Origin of the sequence: Mesorhizobium sp. CCNWLY176 (genome assembly GCF_037153935.1) — a bacterium.
Classification (GTDB): Bacteria; Pseudomonadota; Alphaproteobacteria; order Rhizobiales; family Rhizobiaceae; genus Mesorhizobium_M; species Mesorhizobium_M zhangyense.
The window spans coordinates 155,956-175,777 of the sequence record NZ_JBBBDZ010000005.1 but is presented as its reverse complement, the minus strand read 5'-3'; the positions used below and the strand labels follow the sequence as shown (position 1 = coordinate 175,777).

The window sequence follows — 19,822 nt, the reverse complement described above, 5'->3', positions numbered from 1 at the left end:
AATGTCTTGCAAGGGTGGCTTTTGCGCGCAATTGCCTCACGCCGGAATGCATTTTCACACCACCCAAGCTGCGGTGGCAACCGATACCGTCAATCGCCGCCGCGCAACCGGTCCGTTTCCCGGCGCTGGCGCTTGGTCGGGCGGCCGCTGCCGGCGTCGCGGACGGGAACGAGCGCGTCGGGAAGTGCGGCATCCTTCGGCGCAGGTGCGGGCGAAAGATCCTCGTAGAGCAGCCGTGCTTCCTCAGCCGGTCCACGGCGCGAACCGCAGGAAAGCACCTTGTAGACGAGGATACGACGCTCCAGCGTGATGGTCAGGACATCGCCTGGCTTAACCGAATCCGCAGCCTGGCTGGTCTTGTCGCCATTGATGCGCACGCGGCCCGCCTGGGCGAGTTTCGCGCCCAGCGAACGCGATTTCACCGCGCGCGAAAAGAACAGCCATTTGTCGATACGCTGACGACCGTCGGCGGGCATCGACCCTGCAGCCTACTTCTTGAGCTGGAGCTGGTCGCGCAGCGCGGCGAGCTTGGCGAAGGGCGAGTCGGGATCGACACGCACCGGGCGCTCCTCGCGCGGCTTGGACTGGAATGCAGGCTTGCCCTGGAACCCGCCCTTGCCGCCGCCGCGATCGTCGCGGCGGTCATGCCTGCCGCCGTCGTTGCGTCCACCCTCGGTGTTCGGCTTGCCGGACTTGCCCTTGAACTTGCTGCGATCGAAACGCTCCTTGCCGCCCGGCTCGCGTGCCGGCCTGTCGCCTTCGCGGGCCGGACGCTCGCCATCCCGGCGCGGTTGGCCGGGTGCGCCGCGCGCTTCCGCCTGGCCACCGCGCGAGCGGTTGTCATGGCGTGGACGCGGATGACGCTCGAAGCGCGCCGGGCGCCACAAAAGAATGGGCTTGGGCTCTTCGACCGGCGTTTCGGGCTGCGGCGCTGTCGCTTCGACGGCAGGCGTAGCCTCGGCAGAGGTTTCGGAAGTCACCTCCGTGGCGGCTTCTGCGCTTTCGTCATCGGGCGCAGCAACCGGCGCGGATTCCGCGACCGGTTCTTCCACGGACAATTCAGATGCCGGGGCATCAAGCGGCTCAGTCGCGACATCCGTTTCCATCGCCGTGGCCACAGAAACAGCCTCAACGTCCGGTGTTGCTTCCGCAGTTTCCACAACAGCCGCATCGCCTTCGGGCTCAGCAGCAGCAATCACCGCCGCGACCTCACCTTCCGGCTCGGCAGTCTCAGCCGCCGGCACTTCGGTTTCCGGCGTGGCGGCATCGGCCTCCAGCGCAGCATTGGCTTCGTCGGCGACGGCCTTTGCAGCAGCCTCCTGCGCTTCGATCTTTGCGGCGGCTGCCTTTTCGGCGGCTTCGCGCGTGGCGGTGTCCAGCGCTTCCAGCCGCGCCTTGACCTCGACGGCCGGCTTCGGCTCGGCGCGGTAGCCGAGGCCCTTCAGGATTTCCTCGATGTCGTCGGCGGTGGCGCCGAGGATCGACATCATCGCCGGCGTCACCAGGAAGGCGCTCCCGTCGAAGGCGCCATCGGGCCGCGCGCCGATGCCGGCCTTCCAGGCAAGGGCGGGACGAATGAGATCGGCCAAGCGTTCAAGTATGTCGACGCGCACGGCGCGGCGGCCGAGATTGCGGAAACCGGCAAGCTTGTAGAACGCCTTGTCGAACGTCTGGTCGATGACGACCGAGGTGCGGCCGGCAGCCAGCGCGTGAACCACATCGCCAAAGCCCGGCTTGTCCTTGCCGTCGTTCTTCAGCGCCCACAAGAGCGTCACCAGCCCGGCAGGACCGGGCTTCAGCAGCGACGGCACGAAGACATGGTAGGCGCCGAAGCGCACGCCGAGGCGGCGCAGGCCGGCGCGGCCTTCCTGATCGAGCGTCTTGATGTCGTCGGCGATATCGCGGCGATTGATCAGCCCGAAATTCTCGACGAGCTGGAAGGCGATGCCGCGCGCGATGCCGGAAAGCTGCTCGGCGTTCTTCAGGTCGAGCAGCGGCTTGAGCAGCGTGTCGATCTGGAAATTGACGAAGCGTTCGGCGCGTGCGGCGACCTTGTCGCGCGCCGGGCCGGTCAGTTGCTCGTCGGCAAGCAGGATGACGCGTGGACGCAGCGCGTCGTCGGTCGACACCAGCGTGCCGATCGGCGCGCCGATCCAGCGCAGCGTGCCGTCGGAACCAAGCGCGAGATCGCCATTGGCGCAGGCCGAGAAGCGCTCGGCACGCGTTTCGAACTCGACGCCGAGCGCCTTTTGCGCTGCCGCCTTGATGGCCTTGCCGTCTTCACCGGCCGCACTCTGGTCGGCGGTGAAACGGAACCCCTGCAATTCCCCGACATGGTGGCCTTCGACGAGGACCGTTCCGGTTGGGCTTATTTCGGCTTCAAGCATTGTATTTTCTCTAAGGCGGCGCATGAGGACGGAAGTCCTGCGGTCTACGAAGCGTTTCGTCAACCGTTCATGCAGCGCATCCGACAATCTGTCTTCGATTTCCCGCGTCTTTTCCTGCCAATGGGCCGGATCGGCAAGCCAGCCAGGCCGATTGGAAACATAGGTCCACGTCCGTATTTGGGCGATGCGGTGCGAAAGCGTGTCGATATCGCCCTCGGTCGAGTCGGCGCGGCGCACCTGCTCGGCCATGTAATTTTCATCGACATGGCCTCGATCGGCGATGTCGACGAAGATCGAGGAAATGAGATCGGCATGCTGCGCCGGCGCGATGCGGCGATAGTCCGGCAGCGCGCAGACTTCCCACAGCAGCGCGACGCGGTCGCGGCTGGTCACCAGGGCACGGATGTCGGGATCCTTCGACAATTGCTCCAGCGCCTGCGCGTCCACCGCCGGCAAGGCGCGCGTCAGGCCTTCGACGGGCGCTGTCGTCTCGATCGAACGCTTGAGCGCGTCAAGGCTGGAAAAATCGAACTGCGACGTGCGCCACTGCAGCACCTTCACCGGGTCGAACTCATGCCCCTCGATCTTCTCGATCAATTCGTCGGAGAGCGGATCGACCTGGCCGGTGACGCCGAAGGTGCCGTCACGCAGATGCCGTCCGGCGCGGCCGGCGATCTGGCCAAGTTCGGCAGCGGTAAGATCGCGAAACTGGAAACCGTCGAATTTGCGGTTCTGGGCGAAGGCGACATGATCGAGATCGAGATTGAGGCCCATGCCGATGGCATCGGTTGCGATGAGATAATCGACATCGCCGGACTGATAGAGCGCCACCTGCGCGTTTCTGGTACGCGGGCTGAGCGCGCCGAGCACGACGGCGGCCCCGCCGCGCTGGCGCCGGATCAGCTCGGCAATGGCATAGACCTCGTCGGCCGAGAAGGCGACGATGGCCGAACGCCGGGGAAGACGGGTCAGCTTCTTGGAACCGGCATAGGCGAGATGCGACAGCCGCGGGCGCGTTACGACGGAGACTCCCCGCAGCAGCCGCTCCAGAATGCCGCGCATGGTGGCAGCGCCCAGCAGCAGCGTCTCCTGCCGGCCCCTGAGATGCAGGATGCGGTCGGTGAAGATGTGGCCGCGCTCAAGATCGCCGGCAAGCTGTACCTCATCGATAGCGACGAAGGCGGCGTTGGTCTCGCGCGGCATCGCCTCGACGGTGCAGACTGAATATTTGGCTCCCGGCGGCAGGATCTTTTCCTCGCCGGTGACGAGCGCGACCTTGTGCGCCCCGACCTTTTCGCAGACGCGGCCATAGACCTCGCGCGCCAGCAGCCGGAGCGGCAGGCCGATGATGCCGCTTTCATGCGCTACCATGCGCTCGATCGCCAGATGCGTCTTGCCGGTGTTGGTCGGACCGAGCACGGCCGTCACGTCGCGGCCGGAAAGCACGAGCGGGTCATTCTGTTTGGGATGAATGTTCATCGGCGGCGGTGGCGGCCTTTCTGGCGCGGTTTGTCGCGAAAGACCCGACTGGCCGGCTATCGCGGCAATTTCCGGGCAAGCACGTTCGTTTCGACAGATAGGCACTTGGGCGCGGAAACGAAAGCCTGAATTTTCGCGAAAATTAAGAGGTGGAACGAGTCTGGAACGAATCGGCTACGAATCGCTGACTCCAGCAGATTCAGCTTTTGTTCACCCCCACATGTAGCCTGACTCCCGGCGAATCTCACCACATGCTGAATCGCTGATATTTGCCGAACGCGAGATTCGCTCCCTAGCGTTAACTTTTGGCCGGGCGGACACCATCGGAAACGATTAACATATTGAAAATGCTACATTTTACAGAATTCTTCCTCGAGAACAGCAGACGTCACGCATTCCGAAATTAACGTTCCGGCCAAACACGGAACGAATCAGCGACGAATCACTGATTTAGCCGGATTCATGGTTTGTTCGACGCAACATGTAGGACTTGACAGGGTTTCGGCATCCAGATGCAGGAGGGCGCATTCACCCGATTACGCCTTTTTCGCTACTGTTGTTAACCTTTGCCCGGCGCAGCACTTCCCTGGCCGAAGGCGCGGCTCGCGCCTTAAGGCTTTCGTAAAAATGCTTAAGCGGAAATGACCGCGGAGAGCCCCGCGGCGAGCATTTCCGTTAACGTTCCGCTCAAAGGAAGAACGAAGCAGCGACGAATCGCTGATGGAGCTTGTTTCCCGGTTTGTTCACCACAGCATATGGTGAGGCTTGCGCGACGAGGCACAATTATCCCCTGTCGACGTCAATCCGGTAGGCCGGCCAGGAATTGGGAATTAACCAAAATGCCCCGTTCCGGCACAGCTTTGCAAACGCGGAGCCTGACCCAACGTAAATAGCTGTGACAATCGTTGAAGTGGCAGGCCCCACCGCGTGTCTCGCCATTGCGTTGTGCCCGATTTCGTGAATCTCTAGGCCATTGGTACTAGGAGGGTATTACCATGTCCAAACGTCTCTTCGCCGAGTTTCTCGGTACTTTCTGGCTTGTCTTCGGTGGCTGCGGCAGCGCCGTTATTGCCGCCGCTTTCCCCGATCTCGGTATTGGTTTTCTTGGCGTTGCGTTTGCGTTCGGTCTGACGGTTCTCACCATGGCTTATGCCGTGGGCGGGATTTCCGGCGGCCACTTCAATCCGGCCGTGTCCGTCGGCCTCACCGTGGCCGGGCGCCTGCCGGCCAAGGACCTCGTGCCCTATGTCATCGCCCAGGTCATCGGTGCCATCGTCGCCTCGGCAATCCTGTATTTCATCGCCAGCGGCAAGGCGGATTTCTCGCTTTCCGGCGGCTTTGCATCGAACGGCTATGGCGAGCATTCGCCGGGCGGCTATTCGATGGGTGCAGCACTCGTCGCCGAAATCGTGCTGACCTTCATGTTCCTGATGATCATCCTCGGCGTCACGACGAAACGCGTTCCGGCCGGCTTCGCACCGATCGCCATCGGCCTGGCGCTGACCCTGATCCACCTGATCTCGATCCCGGTGACCAACACCTCGGTCAACCCGGCCCGCTCCACCGGCCCGGCACTGTTCGTCGGCGGCTGGGCGCTGCAGCAGCTCTGGCTGTTCTGGGTCGCCCCGATCGTCGGCGCCATCCTCGCCGGCATCGCCCACAAGTCGCTGTTCGGCGACGAGTGATTTTTGCGGCAGATCAAACGGAAACGGCGCCCTCGGGCGCCGTTTTGTTTTTGCCAACATCAACGACCGTCATCCCGGAAGCTGATCGAAGCAAAGCGAAGATCGGCTATCCGGGACCCATTCCGTGGCATCGCAAGGTTCCAGGATGGGTCCCGGCTCTGCCTTCGCTTTGCTCAGTTGGCCGGGATGACGCCGCTTAGCTGCGCTCACTGCCGGGGACAGTTACTTAGCCCTCACACGAAATATTGCCCGCCATTGGCCGTAATCGTCGAGCCGGTGATGAAGCCGGCATCGTCGGACGCCAGGAACACCACGCAGCGCGCGATCTCGGCAGCCTCCCCGAGCCGGCCGACCGGGATCTGCGCAATAATCGACTCGCGCACCTTTTCCGGCACCGCCATGACCATGTCGGTCCCGATATAGCCGGGGCAGATGGCGTTGACGGTGATGCCGGCGCGCGCGCCTTCCTGTGCCAGCGCCTTGGTGAAGCCGATGTCACCGGCCTTGGCCGCAGAATAGTTGGCCTGCGCGAACTGGCCCTTCTGGCCGTTGATCGAGGAAATGGTAATGACGCGACCGAACTTACGCTCACGCATGCCGTTCCACAGCGGATGCGTCATGTTGAAGACGCCGTTGAGGTTGGTTTCCATCACCTCGCGCCACTGGTCGCGCGTCATCTTGTGGAAGGGCGCGTCCCGCGTGATGCCAGCATTGTTTACCAGCACATCGACCGGACCGAGATCGGCCTCGACCTGTTTGATGCCGGCCTCGCAGGCGTCGTAGTCGGCGACCGACCATTTGTAGGTCTTGATGCCGGTGTCGGCGGTGAATTTCTGCGCCGCCTCGTCATTGCCGGCATAATTGGCGGCAACCTTGTAGCCGGCATTCTTCAGCGCGACGGCGATCGCCGCCCCGATGCCACGCGATCCCCCGGTGACGAGTGCTGTTCTGGTCATGAAGTGCTCCTCCTCTTATTTTTATGGGAGTAGGGGAATAGGGGAGTAAGGCAGTAGGGAAACAAGCGAGGGGTGACATGCACTCCGAGGCTAATCGCGACTGTTTCTTCCACCTACTCCCCTACTGCCCTATTCCCTTATTCCCCTAAATCGCTTCCACACACATCGCCACGCCCATTCCGCCGCCGATGCACAGCGTGGCGAGGCCCTTCTTGGCGCCGCGGCGCTTCATTTCGAAGACCAGCGTGTTGAAGATGCGCGCGCCCGAAGCGCCGATCGGATGGCCGATAGCGATGGCGCCGCCATTGACGTTGACAATGGCCGGATCCCAGCCAAGACCCTTATTGACCGCGCAGGCCTGGGCAGCGAAAGCCTCGTTGGCTTCGACGAGGTCGAGATCGGCCACCGACCAGCCGGCCTTTTCCAGCGCCTTCTTCGATGCCGGGATCGGGCCTGTGCCCATAATCTGCGGATCGACGCCGGCGGTTGCCCAGGAGACGATGCGGGCAAGCGGGGTGATGCCGCGCCTCTCGGCTTCGGCCTCGGTCATCAGCACGGCTGCGGCCGCGCCATCATTGAGGCCGGATGCGTTGGCGGCAGTCACCGTGCCGTCCTTGTCGAAGGCGGGTTTAAGCTTCTGCATCGCGTCGATCGTCGCGCCGATGCGGATATATTCGTCCTGGTCGACGATGGTGTCGCCCTTGCGGCTCTTGACGGTGAAGGCGACGATCTCGTCCTTGAATTTTCCCGCTTTCTGCGCCGCCTCGGCCTTGTTCTGCGAGGCGAGCGCGAATTCGTCCTGATCGTCGCGGGTGATCTGGAACTGGCGTGCGACATTCTCGGCGGTGTTGCCCATGTGATAGCCGTTGAAGGCGTCCCACAGACCGTCCTTGATCATCGTATCGATGAGTTTGAGGTCGCCCATCTTGGTACCGGCGCGCAGATGCTGGCAATGCGTGGACAGCGACATCGATTCCTGGCCGCCGGCAACGATGATCTTGGCGTCACCCGTCGCGATCTGCTGCATGCCGAGCGCGATGGCGCGCAGGCCCGAGCCGCAGACCTGATTGAGGCCCCAGGCGGTGGTTTCAATGGGCAGGCCGGCGGCGATGGAGGCCTGCCGCGCCGGGTTCTGCCCCTGCCCCGCCGTCAGAACCTGACCGAGGATGACTTCATCGACTTCAGCCGCCTCCACACCGGCACGCGCCAGCACTTCCTTGACGACTACCGCGCCCAGTTCATGGGCCGGCGTGTTGGCGAATGAGCCGTTGAAGGAACCGACCGCGGTGCGGGCGGCGCTGGCGATGACGATGGAATTAGAGGCGGGCATTTCACTCTCCAGAACAGTTAGGGCGTGACCGAAGACGGTCTCCTCAAGGGCTTTTCTTGCCCGTTAAAGAACCCGAGTCAAACTGGAAATCGATTGGTCAGGATTGCTGCCGCAATAAAACGCCGCCAAAAAATCACCCTATGCTGCGCAGCATTTGCGGGCAAATTTCCCGCACTGCACAAAGCGCTTGGAATTGCAGACGTTTTGCGCATATCCTCGCCATGGCGCAATCGTTACCGGCTGCATACTTCGCGTTCCGGTCCCTGGGGAGGAATTTGATGCCCGCAAAAGACGATCCGGTCGTGATCAAGAAATACGCCAACCGCCGCCTCTACAACACTGGCACCAGCACCTATGTGACGCTCGAGGACCTGGCCGAGATGGTCAAGAAGGGCGAGGAATTCACCGTGCAGGACGCCAAGACCGGCGAGGACATCACCCACCCGGTGCTGACGCAGATCATTTTCGAGCTGGAGAACAAGGACGGGCAGAACATGCTGCCGATCCCGTTCCTGCGCCAGCTCATCGCTTTCTATGGCGACCAGATGCAGATGATCGTGCCGAGCTTCCTCGAACAATCGATGGTGGCCTTCGCCAAGGAGCAGGAGCGCTTTCGCGAGCAGATGAAAACCTCCCTCGGCAAGTCGCCGGTGGAGATGATGAAGCTTGCGCCGATGAAGGCGCTGGAAGAGCAGACGCGCCGCAACATGGAAATGTTCCAGAACGCCATGCGCCTGTTCACCCCCTTCCCGCAGGGCGGCACGGCATCTGCACCCGCCGAGCCGGTAAAGCAGGAAAGTTCCGAAAAGCCGGGCGACCTTCAGGAACTGAAGGAACAGATCGCCGCCATGCAGCGGAAAATAGATTCTATGGGGTGAGGAGCGGTCGCCACAGGCGATCAATCGACAACGATTTGTCGATTGAAGCGACGAACGCCCGGAGCCCTAGCGAAGGGCCGGGGTAGCGGTGACGTTTCCGAAGCGTGCGAACCGCCGGAGGCCTGATCATTTCAGCTTTTGATGGAAACAGCCCCTCACCCTTACCCTCTCCCCGTGAAGGACGGGGAGAGGGGGTCGTCAGCGCTGCGGCTAGCCTCCTTCCCTTCACGCCCTTCCCGCTCTCCTCGCCCGCGACCAGCCCCAATCCAACACCAGCATCACCACCAGCGAAGCCCCGACCAGCGGAAACACCACCCCTCCAACGGCAAGGATCGCAATCAGGCCACGAAACACCCGACTGTCCGAAGGCATCGGCGGCACGCCGAGCGAGCCTTGCGGGCGGCGCTTCCACCACATCACGCCCGCCGAAACCGCAAGTGCAACGATGGCGATGCAGGCTGCGAGCAGCACAAGCTGATTGGCGAGGCCGAATTGCTGCCCCATGTGAACATTGATCCCCCATTCCAGCTATTTGCCGAGTAGCCCGTAATCGGCATAGCTCATGTCGATCAACGGCTTGCCCGTATACTGGTCGAGGTGAACCACCCGCTGCTGCGCCACGTCGTCGGGATAGACCGAGCCGGTAAAGACGCCGGTCGGTGTCGACGGAATGTTGACGGCATAGCCGCGGTGCAGGCCGAGCCGGTCGAACGTCGAAACCGCGTCATCCAGGCTGATCGGGGCGGCACCGTGATGACCGGCAGGCGACTCCGGGACCTGCGCCTGCTCGAGCGACCATGATGTCTTGGCGACATGATCGAGATGTTCGTCCGACATAGGCACCGCGATCCGCACGCCGGCAGGGTAGCCGAAATTGTTGCCGTTGGCCCACTCATTGACCTTGCCGCCCCAGACGCCAGACCAGGGCATGCCGGTGACCGCCAGAAAGACGATGAAGAAGCCGACGAAAACGCCGGTGACGGCATGGGTATCGCGCCAGAACACCCGCTTCTTCGGCGTTCCGCGCACGCTCAGGACACCGCCCGTCTGCCGCCGCGGCCACCAGAGATAGATGCCGGTGCCGACAAGCAGGATCGACCAGCCGGCAGCGATCTCGATCACCATGCGGGCGGTTGGACCGAAATATTTCAGGCTGTGCAGATAGCGGATGGTCCACATCACCGTGCCGCGATCGGGGAGTGAGCCGAGCACCTTGCCGTCGTACGGGTTCACATAGACCGCCAGCTTGCCTTCTGACGGCGTGTTGACGGTGATCTCGGCCGATGCATCAGGCGAGCCGGGGTCGGTGAATTTAAGGGCAGCGCCCGGATGCGCGGCCAGTGCTGCGGCCACCATCGCCGAGGGCGCAACCTTGCCACTCTCCTGAATTTCGACACGCTTGAGGTCAGCGTGAATCAGGGCGTCCAGTTCGTCCCGGAACAGATAGAGCGCGCCGGTGACGGCCAGCGTAATCATGAAGGGCAGGACCAGCAGGCCTGCATAGAAATGCCAGCGCCAGACGGCGCGGTAGAGGTCGGACGCGGATTGCGCGGCAATGCCAGCACTTTCCCGCCCGATGGTCAGATCGGACATGGGTATCTCCATAGGCGTGAAATATCGAACGGCCTGTCAGGCCGGTTTCGTATCGTTCGACGTCACATGGAGAGTGGTGGTGCCCGGGCTTCTGCGAGAAGGCCCCGCAAGGCCGGTTGGAAAACGCCGGCTGGCTCGAAACGAACCGTATTCGTATCTTTCGGCGCGGCATAGGCAAAGACCGCGAGTTCACCGAGAACCGCCGGCGTGGCGGTCGCAGCAAGCTGGCAGAGCGTCGCGCAAGGACACTGGAACGCCTTGTCCACCGGCGAGCCGCCGGGCTCTTTCGCGGCGGTAGAGATCGTGCCGTCCGAAGCGCAGATGACATGCAAGGGATCGAGCGCCGAAGCGGCCATGGCCCCTTGCGAGAAACCGGCAATCAGCCCCTGAAGCAACAGCATGTAGCCGATCAGCGCAGCGATTGCGCCGACCGACAGCCTGTCCTTCAGTAGGTGCCGCATGAACTTCATGCAGCGTCAATGACATGCCCGCGCCGCGAAGTCACTGCGGCGCGATGTGCCGGGCCAGAGCCCTCACCAGCCCAGCGCCAGCCCGTCCTTGCGCGGGTCAGAGCCGCCGATCAGGAAGCCGTTCTTGTCGTCGATGACGATGACCTGTCCGCCGCCATGCGGCTTGGCCGCGTCGCGCAGCGTGTGGCCTTTATCAGTCAGCGTCTCGCGCACGTCCGCCGAGATCCCGGCCTCGGCCTCAAGCACGCCATCCTCGGCCCAGAACAGCCGCGCGTGATCCAGCGCTTCCTGCGGGTCCATGCCGTGATCGGCAAGGTTGGAGAAGACATGAGCGTGGCCCATCGGCTGATAGGCACCACCCATGACGCCGAACGAAACAGCCGCCTTGCCATCCTTCAGCGCCATCGCCGGAATGATGGTGTGCATGGGCCGCTTGCGCGGGCCGAGCTCGTTGGGATGGCCCTCTTCCAGCGAGAAGCAGGCGCCGCGATTCTGCAGCGCGATGCCGGACTTTTGGGTCACGATCTTGGAGCCGAAACTGTCGTAGACCGAGTTGATGAAGGACACGGCGCGACGGTCGCGGTCGACCACAGTGAGATAGACCGTGTCGGAGGCAGGCGTCTTTGGCAGCACGATCTTTGCGTTGCGCCGCGCCGGATCGATTCCTTCGGCAAGTGCAGCGGTATAGGTGTCCGAGAGAAGCTGCGCCGGCGTGACCGCCATCGACTTCGGATCGGCCACCAGATGGTCGCGCACCGAATAGGCCAGCCGCGCCGCCTCGATCTCGAGATGATAGCGCTCGGCACTGTCGGGAGCGAGCCTGCCGGTGCCGACCTTGGCCATCAAATTGAGCAGGATGAGCGCGGTGATGCCCTGCCCGTTCGGCGGGATTTCGAGGACGTCGTAGCCGCCATAGCGGGTCGAGATCAGCTCGACCCAATCGGCGGAGGTGGCGGCAAGATCGTCTTCGGTCATGAAGCCGCCCTTGGCGCGGATCGTGGCGGCGATTTCAGCGGCGATCTCGCCTTCGTAGAAAGCTTTCGCGCCTTGCGTGGCGATCTTGCGCAACGTTGCCGCCAGCGCCGGCACCTTGTGGCGCGTGCCGAGAGCAGGCGCCTTGCCGTCGACCAGATAGTGCCGGGCGGCACCCTCGTCTGTCGCGAGTTCCTCGACGACACCCGCCCAGTCCGAGGCGACGCGCGGATGCACCGCATAGCCGTTCTCGGCATAGCCGATCGCGTCCGCAAACAGGCGCTCGAAGGAGAGCTTGCCAAAGCGGGCATGCAGCGTTTCCCATGCGTTCACCGCACCCGGCACCGTCACCGAATGCGGTCCGCTTTCCGGCACGGCGCTGTAGCCGAGATCGCGCAAGCGCGCGGCATCGGCGCCAGCAGGCGCGCGGCCGGAGCCGTTCAAGCCATGAATCGAACCATCTGGCTCAGCGAGGATAACAAAACAGTCGCCGCCTATGCCGGTCATATGCGGCTCGACCACCGTCAGTGTTGCGGAGGCGGCGATGGCCGCATCGACGGCATTGCCGCCTTCCTTCAGCACGGCGATTGCCGCGGCAGTTGCCAACGGGTGCGAGGTCGCGGCCATGCCGTTTTCCGCGTAGACGGGCGAGCGCCCCGGCACATCGAATCTTCTCAAGCGTCAATCCCCTCTTTGCGGCTGGTCATGGCCGGTTTGGTAAAACAGCTTCTTTTCCGGAAGGCATACAAATTTCACGTCCCGCCGCATAAAAGCAATGGGCCAAATCGGCCTCACAGGAGAAACCATGCCAAGCCTGACACTCGCCAAAGCCAATGAAATCACCGAAGCAGCCTTTGCCAAGGCGAAAGAAGCCAATCTCAAGCCGCTTGGCATCGTCGTGTTCGATGCCGGCGGGCACGTCATCGCTTTCCAGAAGCAGGACGGCGCATCGTTTTTGCGATTCGAGATCGCGTCCGGCAAGGCCTATGGCGCGCTGGCGGTAGGCGCAGGCTCGCGCCGGGTCGAGGCGATGGCCAAGGAGCGTCCGCATTTCATGCAGGGCCTGTCCGGCGTTTCCGGCGGCAAGGTCGTGCCGGTTGCCGGCGGCGTGCTGATCCGCTCGCAGGGCGAGGTCATCGGCGCGGTCGGCGTTTCCGGCGACACCTCCGACAATGACGAGCTGGTGGCCATCGCCGGCATTCAGGCCGCTGGTTTCGAAGCCGACGGCGGCTGATCTTAGCCCCACATCTTGAGCCGCTGCGACCACTTCCCAACTTGCACGGCTTTCGCTAAAAGGCGCTCCAACGCAACAATCCCAGGTTCGGCTCGTCTTGCCTTTGTAATTCCGGTCTCGTCAGTTCCACCAGAAACGCGGCATGGCGCAGGCCTGTCGCAATCGCGAATTTGCGTGTTCTTCAGGTGGCGGATCGAGACCGGGATGGCATGGCTGGACCGCCGCCGGTGTCATCGCCGCCGGCTCGTCCTTGATCCGCACCCGACTTCTGCCAAACCGTGCCTCGCCTGAGGCTCTCCGACACCGCCGTCTTGAGGAACTTCCGACCAGGAAGATCAAGCCGGCATGTCAGCCCTCCTCTGCGTCCAATGGACCATCATCTCCCAAACCGCCCCGCAACCCTGGCTCCCATGCCGCCGATGCGGCGGCATCAGGCCTTTCAGCAGTTCCGGCAAGGCGCGGGTCAACGCCAATGGCAAGCGCATCGACGCGTGGCTGATCTATCGCTGCGTCGATTGCGACGGCACCTGGAACCGCTCACTGCTGGAACGCCGCAATGTCCGCTCGATCGATCCGGACCTGCTGCATGCGCTGCGCACGAACGATCCCGAATGGACAGCGCGTCTGGCCTTCGATCTCGACGATCTGCGCCGCAGCGCCGAGCGGGTCGAAGAGTTCGGCGATGTCGAAGTTCGAAAGAGCGTTGTCTCAGGCGATCTCTACTCGGTAGCGAAAATGGAAATCCATCTCACTGCGCCGTCCAAAACCAGCTTGCGCGTCGACCGCCTTCTTGCGAGCGAACTCGGCCTGTCGCGAAGCCGCATCCAGGCATTGCATGACAAGGGGCGCCTGAGCGCCTCGACGGACAGGCAGTTCATGCGCCGCCCGGCAAAGGATGGGATGCGCATTGCCGTCGACCTGTCGGCCGAAAGCGACGGTCCGCTTATCGCGATGACGACTTCCGGTGTCGACAGCAGCTGAACGGGTCAGCTCAGATTGACGTCACGCCCTGCCGAGCGCAGCGAGACCGAGAAGCCGCCAAGCACGTCGATCAGCGCGATCACCATCAGCGTGAAGAAGACGGGATGCGCCGCACTCCTGACCAGCAGGAACTCGACCAGAAAGGCGACGAAGACGAAGGTCGACAGCAGGTGATCAACGATCGAGGCATTGGAGGTGCGGGTCGATTTCATCATCTCGACGAAGAGCAGAAGCAGCGCCACCACGATCAGCAAATCGCCGACCGTCATCGTCCAGATGCCGCCCGACATCATCGACACGGAAAACATCTCAGTGGCGAAGGGATCGCCTGTGCCCGTTCCGAACAGGCCGGCTAGGCCAAGATTGAACAGGATGAAGGGGATGATCAGCAGCGGCACAAGGGACAGCATCTATTCTCTTCTCTCGCAAAAGATGGCGAAGTGCGTTGATTGGTTATCACATGGCCGAACCGAACGCCCGACAAACGAAAAAGGACCGGCGCGCGGCCAGTCCCTTGATCGTTCCACCGCATAACGGCGCGAGGAAGGCTTCTCAGCTTTCCTTGGGCGTCAGAACCTGGCGACCGCGATACATGCCGGTCTTCAGGTCGATGTGGTGCGGACGGCGCATTTCGCCCGAGTTCTTGTCTTCGACATAGGTCGGAGCCTTCAGCGCATCCGCCGAACGGCGCATGCCGCGCTTGGAAGGCGAGGTCTTTCGTTTTGGCACAGCCATGGAATTGCTCCATCCATCGTAAAAGCCCCGACTGCCCTCGCTAAAGGGCCGCACGTAACAGGCCGTAATCTGAGATAAGTGGCGTGCCTATACACGGCAAAGCGGGGGTTGACCAGCACCGCGGCGAATTTTTTTCAATCTCGCTCAGTCGACGCAGCCGACATAGGCGCCGGACCGCGAGGCCCGCCGCTGGACGAGGTTGGCGAGCCGCTTCAAACCGGCACCGGCTTTCGCCGGATTGCGGTCGATGGGATTGGGTAGCGTCACCGCCAGCAGCGCCGCCTGCCGTGCCGTCAGCTGCTTGGCCGGGATGCCGAAATGGTGCTGGGCGGCTGCCTCGATGCCATAGATGCCCGGTCCCCATTCAGCGATGTTGAGATAGATCTCCATGATCCGCTTCTTCGACAGGACAGCGTCGAAATAGACCGCCAGCGGCACCTCCAGCCCCTTGCGGATCATCGAGCGCCCTTGCCAGAGATAAAGGTTCTTCACCGTCTGCATGGGAATGGTCGATGCCCCGCGCGTCGCCTCGCCGGACAGCGCATCGTCGATCACCAGGCGCAGTTCACCCCAGTCGATGCCCCGGTGCGAGCAGAACTGGCCGTCTTCCGACATGATGACGGAGTGCGCCAGCACCGGCGCGACATCGTCGATCGAAACCCAGCGGCGGTCGTAGCCCGAGAAAGTCGCCAGATCCTTCAGCATCAGCGTCGAGACCGGATGCACGAAGGGCAGCATATAGAGAAACGTCAGCACGGCGGGAATCAGCGCAAGGGTGATGGCGGCGAGAACGGCGCGGCGAACCCACACGCGCATATCGCCGAGCGATCTTGCCTTCCGCCTCGGTGCCATTTCGAGCCCCCGCGTCTCGGGATCGATTATTGGTTCGTCCAAGCCTTCTGTCCCTCAGCGCTCCTTGCCTTCGGCATAATGGCGCTTGGCCGGCAGCGCAATGTCTCAATGCGACGAACTTGACCGCGGCTGCGATTGCCGTAAACCGTGGCGGCCATGATCGAGGAAGAAACCTTGCCCTTCGAAGCCCACCTTGAGTTGCGCGCCCAGTCTGTCGAGGCGCTGTTGCGACGCCTGCTCGACGAGCGCATCCTGCCCGGCGAGATTGTCCGGCCAGGCACGCTGCTGGCTGCCATGCGCCATGGCGTGCTCAACGGCGGCAAGCGCCTGCGGCCCTTTCTGGTGCTGGAAAGTGCAGCCCTTTTCGACGCTGACGGCGAGGCCGCACTGCGTGTCGCCGCAGCGCTCGAATGCGTACACTGCTACTCACTGATCCATGATGACCTGCCGGCGATGGACGACGATGATTTGCGCCGCGGTCAGCCCACAGTGCACCGCGCCTTCGACGAAGCCAGCGCCGTTCTGGCCGGCGACAGCCTCTTGACCTACGCCTTCGACATCATCGCCGATGAAGCAACCGAACTGCCGGCGCAGCGTAAGCTCGACCTCGTGCTCGGCCTTTCGCGGGCAGCCGGCATCGGTGGCATGGCCGGCGGCCAGGCGCTCGACCTCGAAGCCGAGCGCAAGCGTCCCGACGAGACCGGCATCATCACGCTTCAGGCGATGAAGACCGGCGCGCTGATCCGCTATGGCTGCGAAGCCGGTGCTATCCTTGCCGGTGCTGCACCCACCGATCGCGAGCGGCTTGCCGAATTCGGCTCGGCCATCGGCCTTGCCTTCCAGCTTGCAGACGACCTGCTCGACCTGACCTCCAACGCCGAGACCATGGGCAAGGCGACCGGCAAGGACGCCGCCGCCGGCAAGGCGACGCTGGTCGGACTGCATGGCGCGAACTGGGCCCAGGACCAGCTGCACGGCCTGGTGGAACAGGCGCACCTTCTGCTTGAACCTTATGGCGAGCGCGCAACTCTCTTGAAAGATGCGGCCAGCTTCGTCGCCAACCGGCGCAACTAGGGTATGTGGATATTCACGCCATGACGACCTGCAAACGGTAATTTTCTGCGCTTCCGGTGCTCATGGACCCAAATGTCCACTCCGCTCCGGTTCTCGAAAACCACCATTTTCGGTTCGTCCTGACCTGAATCTGCACACACCCTAGCGCAACCTGCGGAAGAATCGGGAAACCTCGATCACGAAATTTTAATGTAAATCAAGCGTAATCCGGCTCTGTAAAATTGTGCGTATGTGTCCGGAGTGTGTGCGTGCCTGATTATTCGCTGTTCATCCGTTCGATACGGATCAGATATCTGTCGGGTCTGCTGATTTTCGCGCTGACCTCGGGCGCGATCTTCTACATGCTGAACAGCATGAACGACCTGCGCAACGCGATCGACCAGATCGGCGGCAACCTTACCACGCTCGGGCGTGACCTGCGCAACGCCACGACATTCTCCGAGACCGCAACCACCGCCTGGCGCGCGGAAACCCGCGCCGACCTCTCCAATGCGGCGAGCGGCCACGCCAATCGGCTGCAGGAAAAGATCGACGCACTGACCGCCGATCTCGCGGCGGTGTGGCCCGATCTTTCGACGATGACCCTGGAAGACCTCAAATCCGCTTCGGTCAATGGCGACCTGTTCTGGTCGGCGCGCGATATCGTGCGCAATCTCGGCGTGCTTGCCGGCGCGCAGAAGATCGACGAGTGGGGCAACCGCGAAATCCGCAACCAGAACGATCTTTTCGCCCAGCCGCTGCTGATCCGCGCGCGCACCTCACTCGATCGCGAGCGCGCATTCGTCGAGCAGCGCAGCGACACCTTCCTGTCCTATGCCGGACTGGCGCTGATCGCTGTGCTTGGGCTGGTTGCACTGTGGATATTCCGGCCGATGGAAACGGCGATCCGCAAGGCCTTTGCCGAGTCGGCGGAATCGCTGTTCCAGGCCGAGGCCGCCGACCGCGCCAAATCCGAATTCCTGGCCAATATGAGCCACGAAATCCGCACGCCGATGAATGGTGTTCTCGGCATGGCCGAGCTTCTGGCCAAGACCGAGCTGACGCCGCGCCAGAAGACCTTTACCGACGTGATCGTCAAATCCGGCAACGCGCTGCTGACCATCATCAACGACATCCTCGATTTTTCGAAGATCAATGCCGGCCAGCTCACGCTCGACCCCGCCCCGTTCCGGCTTTCGGAGGCGGTCGAGGACGTCGCGACGCTGGTTTCAGCCCGCGTCGCCGAAAAGAACCTCGAGCTCATCGTGCGCGTCGATCCGCGCCTGCCGGCCCATGTCGTCGGCGATGTCGGGCGCTTCCGCCAGATCATCACCAACATGCTCGGCAATGCGGTGAAGTTCACCGAGAAGGGCCACGTGCTGATCGACGTCTCCGGCATCGTCGAGGACGGCACCGTTCAATTGAAGGTTCGGGTCGAAGACACCGGCATCGGCATTCCCGCCGACAAGCTGCAAAGCGTGTTCGAGAAATTCGCGCAGGTCGACAATTCTTCCACCCGCCGCCACGAAGGCACCGGCCTCGGGCTGGCGATCGCCGCACGGCTGGTCGACCTGATGGGTGGCACGATCGGCATCGAGAGCGAAGTCGGGCGTGGCTCGGTGTTCTGGTTCACAGTGCCGCTGCCAGCGCATGAGGCCACCGCACAGACGGAGATCGTGCCCACCGACGTCACCGGCGCGCGCGTGCTGGTCATCGACGACAATCCGGTCAACCGCGACATCCTGCTCGAGCAGCTCAGAAGCTGGGGCTTCGACTGCGCCGCCGCAGAAACCGGTGCCATCGGCCTCGCCTTCCTCGACCGCGCCCACCAGCTTGGCGCGACGGTGGACTGCGTCATCCTCGACTACCAGATGCCGGGCATGAACGGCGCCGACGTCGCCAAGGCGATGTCGTCAGACAGCAGGCTCGCTTCCATTCCGGTCGTGCTGCTGACATCAGTCGACCAGGTCGATTTCGGCCGCCTCGTGCTCGACTACGGCATCGCCGCGCACCTGACCAAGCCGGCCCGTTCGGCGATACTTCTGGGCACCGTCATCGGCGCCATCCAGAAGGCGCGCACCGTGCTTGGGAAAGCGCAGTTCGTGCGCGAGGCCGCACCTGTTGTCGCAGCCGCACCCGCGCCCAAACCCGCAGCACCCGCCTTCACCGTTTTGCGCGGCTCGGCTGCCGCGACGCCCATGCAGAGTGCGGCCCAGCCCTCGGCCAATGTACCGCTCGACATCCTCGTCGCCGAGGACAACGAGGTGAACCAGCTCGTCTTCGGCCAGATCCTCGACGGTCTCGGCCTATCCTACCGGATCGCAGCCAATGGCCGTACCGCGGTGGAGATGTACCGCACCTTCAGCCCGCGCCTGATCCTGATGGACGTGTCGATGCCGGAGATGAACGGCTATGAGGCCACGCGCGCCATACGCAGCATCGAAGCGGCAATAGGCGCGCATACGCCGATCATCGGCGTCACCGCGCATGCGCTGAAGGGTGACCGCGAGAAATGCATCGAGGCCGGCATGGACGATTACCTGCCCAAGCCGATTTCGCCCGACCGCCTCGGCACCAAGATCGGCGCGTGGCTCAGCGAAACGACGGAGCTCGCGCGGACGGCCTAGCGCCTGTTACGGCCCGTCCTGAATCGTAACGACCTTGGCATCGAAAGCCTTGCAGGCGCTGTCCTTGCAGATGCCGTTCATCCAGACCTGGCCGTCGCCGAACATGATGCCCTGATAGTTCACGAACAGGTCTTCATATTTCTGGTCCTCGACCACCTTGGCGATCTTCGGCGTGAAGATGGCGTCGTAGTGAGTGATGAAATCCTTCGCGGATTTGATCTCCGTCGCCTTGCCTTTGATGTTCACATTGATCGGATAACTGACCAGCGCAGCAACCGTCTTGGCGTCCTTGTCCTTGACGCCCTGCTGCAGGGCCTTGATCGCGGTTTCATACTGGACGTGGTTGCCGAGTGCGTCGTCGATCTCCTGATTTGTCGTCTTCGAGTCCTGTGCGAAAGCTGTCAGCGAAAACGGCGTCATGAGAGCTGTCAGACCCGCAGCCAGAACAATGGATCGCATTCCTGTCATTTTCATCCTCGTCAAAAGCGCAGGCAGCCCCGCAGACATGGCAGCCTAAACCGAACCTGTTCGCGGACTCAATTCAAACCCACGAACATCCCTCTTCCTCGAAGGAACAGCGTTAACGCTCG

General features: G+C 62.8%; 16 protein-coding genes and 1 pseudogene. 6 read left to right on the top strand and 11 right to left on the bottom strand.

Annotated elements, in window-relative coordinates; translation table 11 throughout:
- Positions 1–89: 89 nt before the first annotated feature.
- Both WBQ96_RS10545 and WBQ96_RS10540 read right to left on the bottom strand, forming a co-directional pair.
- Entirely contained in the window at positions 90–476 is a 387-nt protein-coding gene (locus WBQ96_RS10545) for an RNA-binding S4 domain-containing protein (RefSeq protein ID WP_336549950.1), read from the bottom strand.
- Positions 477–488: 12 nt separating this feature from the next.
- Entirely contained in the window at positions 489–3,866 is a 3,378-nt protein-coding gene (locus WBQ96_RS10540) for a helicase-related protein (RefSeq protein WP_336549952.1), read from the bottom strand.
- 995 nt (positions 3,867–4,861) lie between these two features.
- Between WBQ96_RS10540 and aqpZ the strand changes: the two genes are divergently transcribed.
- Positions 4,862–5,551, top strand: a complete 690-nt coding sequence (aqpZ, locus tag WBQ96_RS10535; protein WP_336549954.1) for an aquaporin Z — start codon at positions 4,862–4,864, stop codon at positions 5,549–5,551.
- Positions 5,552–5,784: 233 nt separating this feature from the next.
- Here aqpZ and phbB read toward each other — a convergent pair whose 3' ends face one another.
- Together phbB and WBQ96_RS10525 are read right to left on the bottom strand one after the other, a co-directional pair.
- Positions 5,785–6,507 carry an acetoacetyl-CoA reductase gene (gene phbB / locus WBQ96_RS10530; protein ID WP_336549956.1) on the bottom strand — a complete coding sequence of 241 codons (723 nt, stop codon included), beginning with the start codon at positions 6,505–6,507 and terminating at the stop codon, positions 5,785–5,787.
- Positions 6,508–6,652: 145 nt separating this feature from the next.
- Positions 6,653–7,837 carry an acetyl-CoA C-acetyltransferase gene (locus tag WBQ96_RS10525; RefSeq protein WP_336549958.1) on the bottom strand — a complete coding sequence of 395 codons (1,185 nt, stop codon included), beginning with the start codon at positions 7,835–7,837 and terminating at the stop codon, positions 6,653–6,655.
- Between the two features lie 278 nt (positions 7,838–8,115).
- On the opposite strand from WBQ96_RS10525, the gene phaR reads away from it, so the two are divergent.
- Positions 8,116–8,715 (top strand): polyhydroxyalkanoate synthesis repressor PhaR, encoded by a 600-nt coding sequence (phaR, locus tag WBQ96_RS10520; protein WP_336549960.1) that lies wholly within the window; start codon positions 8,116–8,118, stop codon positions 8,713–8,715.
- 225 nt (positions 8,716–8,940) lie between these two features.
- On the opposite strand, the pseudogene WBQ96_RS10515 reads toward phaR, so the two are convergent.
- The 3 genes and pseudogenes from WBQ96_RS10515 to WBQ96_RS10505 form a co-directional block, all read right to left on the bottom strand.
- A pseudogene (locus WBQ96_RS10515) lies at positions 8,941–10,308 on the bottom strand (PepSY-associated TM helix domain-containing protein).
- A gap of 62 nt (positions 10,309–10,370) precedes the next feature.
- Entirely contained in the window at positions 10,371–10,769 is a 399-nt protein-coding gene (locus WBQ96_RS10510; protein WP_336549962.1) for a DUF2946 family protein, read from the bottom strand.
- 72 nt (positions 10,770–10,841) lie between these two features.
- Positions 10,842–12,428, bottom strand: a complete 1,587-nt coding sequence (locus WBQ96_RS10505; protein WP_336549964.1) for a gamma-glutamyltransferase family protein — start codon at positions 12,426–12,428, stop codon at positions 10,842–10,844.
- A 127-nt stretch (positions 12,429–12,555) separates the two neighbouring features.
- Here WBQ96_RS10505 and WBQ96_RS10500 point away from each other — a divergent pair, with 127 nt between their 5' ends.
- Both WBQ96_RS10500 and WBQ96_RS10495 read left to right on the top strand, forming a co-directional pair.
- Positions 12,556–12,984 carry a GlcG/HbpS family heme-binding protein gene (locus WBQ96_RS10500; RefSeq protein WP_336549967.1) on the top strand — a complete coding sequence of 143 codons (429 nt, stop codon included), beginning with the start codon at positions 12,556–12,558 and terminating at the stop codon, positions 12,982–12,984.
- A 345-nt stretch (positions 12,985–13,329) separates the two neighbouring features.
- Entirely contained in the window at positions 13,330–13,965 is a 636-nt protein-coding gene (locus tag WBQ96_RS10495; RefSeq protein WP_336549969.1) for a DUF1062 domain-containing protein, read from the top strand.
- A 5-nt stretch (positions 13,966–13,970) separates the two neighbouring features.
- On the opposite strand, the gene WBQ96_RS10490 is transcribed toward WBQ96_RS10495, so the two are convergent.
- The 3 genes from WBQ96_RS10490 to mtgA form a co-directional block, all read right to left on the bottom strand.
- Positions 13,971–14,375, bottom strand: coding sequence for a hypothetical protein (locus tag WBQ96_RS10490; protein ID WP_336549971.1), 405 nt, complete (start codon positions 14,373–14,375; stop codon positions 13,971–13,973).
- Positions 14,376–14,517: 142 nt separating this feature from the next.
- A complete protein-coding gene (gene rpmF, locus WBQ96_RS10485) occupies positions 14,518–14,700 on the bottom strand; it encodes a 50S ribosomal protein L32 (protein WP_008834724.1) in 183 nt (60 codons plus the stop codon).
- Between the two features lie 144 nt (positions 14,701–14,844).
- Complete coding sequence (gene mtgA / locus WBQ96_RS10480; protein WP_336550295.1) at positions 14,845–15,552, bottom strand: monofunctional biosynthetic peptidoglycan transglycosylase; 708 nt, start codon at positions 15,550–15,552, stop codon at positions 14,845–14,847.
- A 156-nt stretch (positions 15,553–15,708) separates the two neighbouring features.
- Here mtgA and WBQ96_RS10475 point away from each other — a divergent pair, with 156 nt between their 5' ends.
- Positions 15,709–16,626, top strand: coding sequence for a polyprenyl synthetase family protein (locus WBQ96_RS10475; RefSeq protein ID WP_336550068.1), 918 nt, complete (start codon positions 15,709–15,711; stop codon positions 16,624–16,626).
- Positions 16,627–16,874: 248 nt separating this feature from the next.
- On the top strand, positions 16,875–19,232 hold the full coding sequence (locus WBQ96_RS10470) for a response regulator (protein ID WP_336550070.1): 2,358 nt from the start codon (positions 16,875–16,877) through the stop codon (positions 19,230–19,232).
- Positions 19,233–19,238: 6 nt separating this feature from the next.
- On the opposite strand, the gene WBQ96_RS10465 is transcribed toward WBQ96_RS10470, so the two are convergent.
- Positions 19,239–19,700 (bottom strand): hypothetical protein, encoded by a 462-nt coding sequence (locus WBQ96_RS10465; RefSeq protein WP_336550072.1) that lies wholly within the window; start codon positions 19,698–19,700, stop codon positions 19,239–19,241.
- Positions 19,701–19,822: the final 122 nt, after the last annotated feature.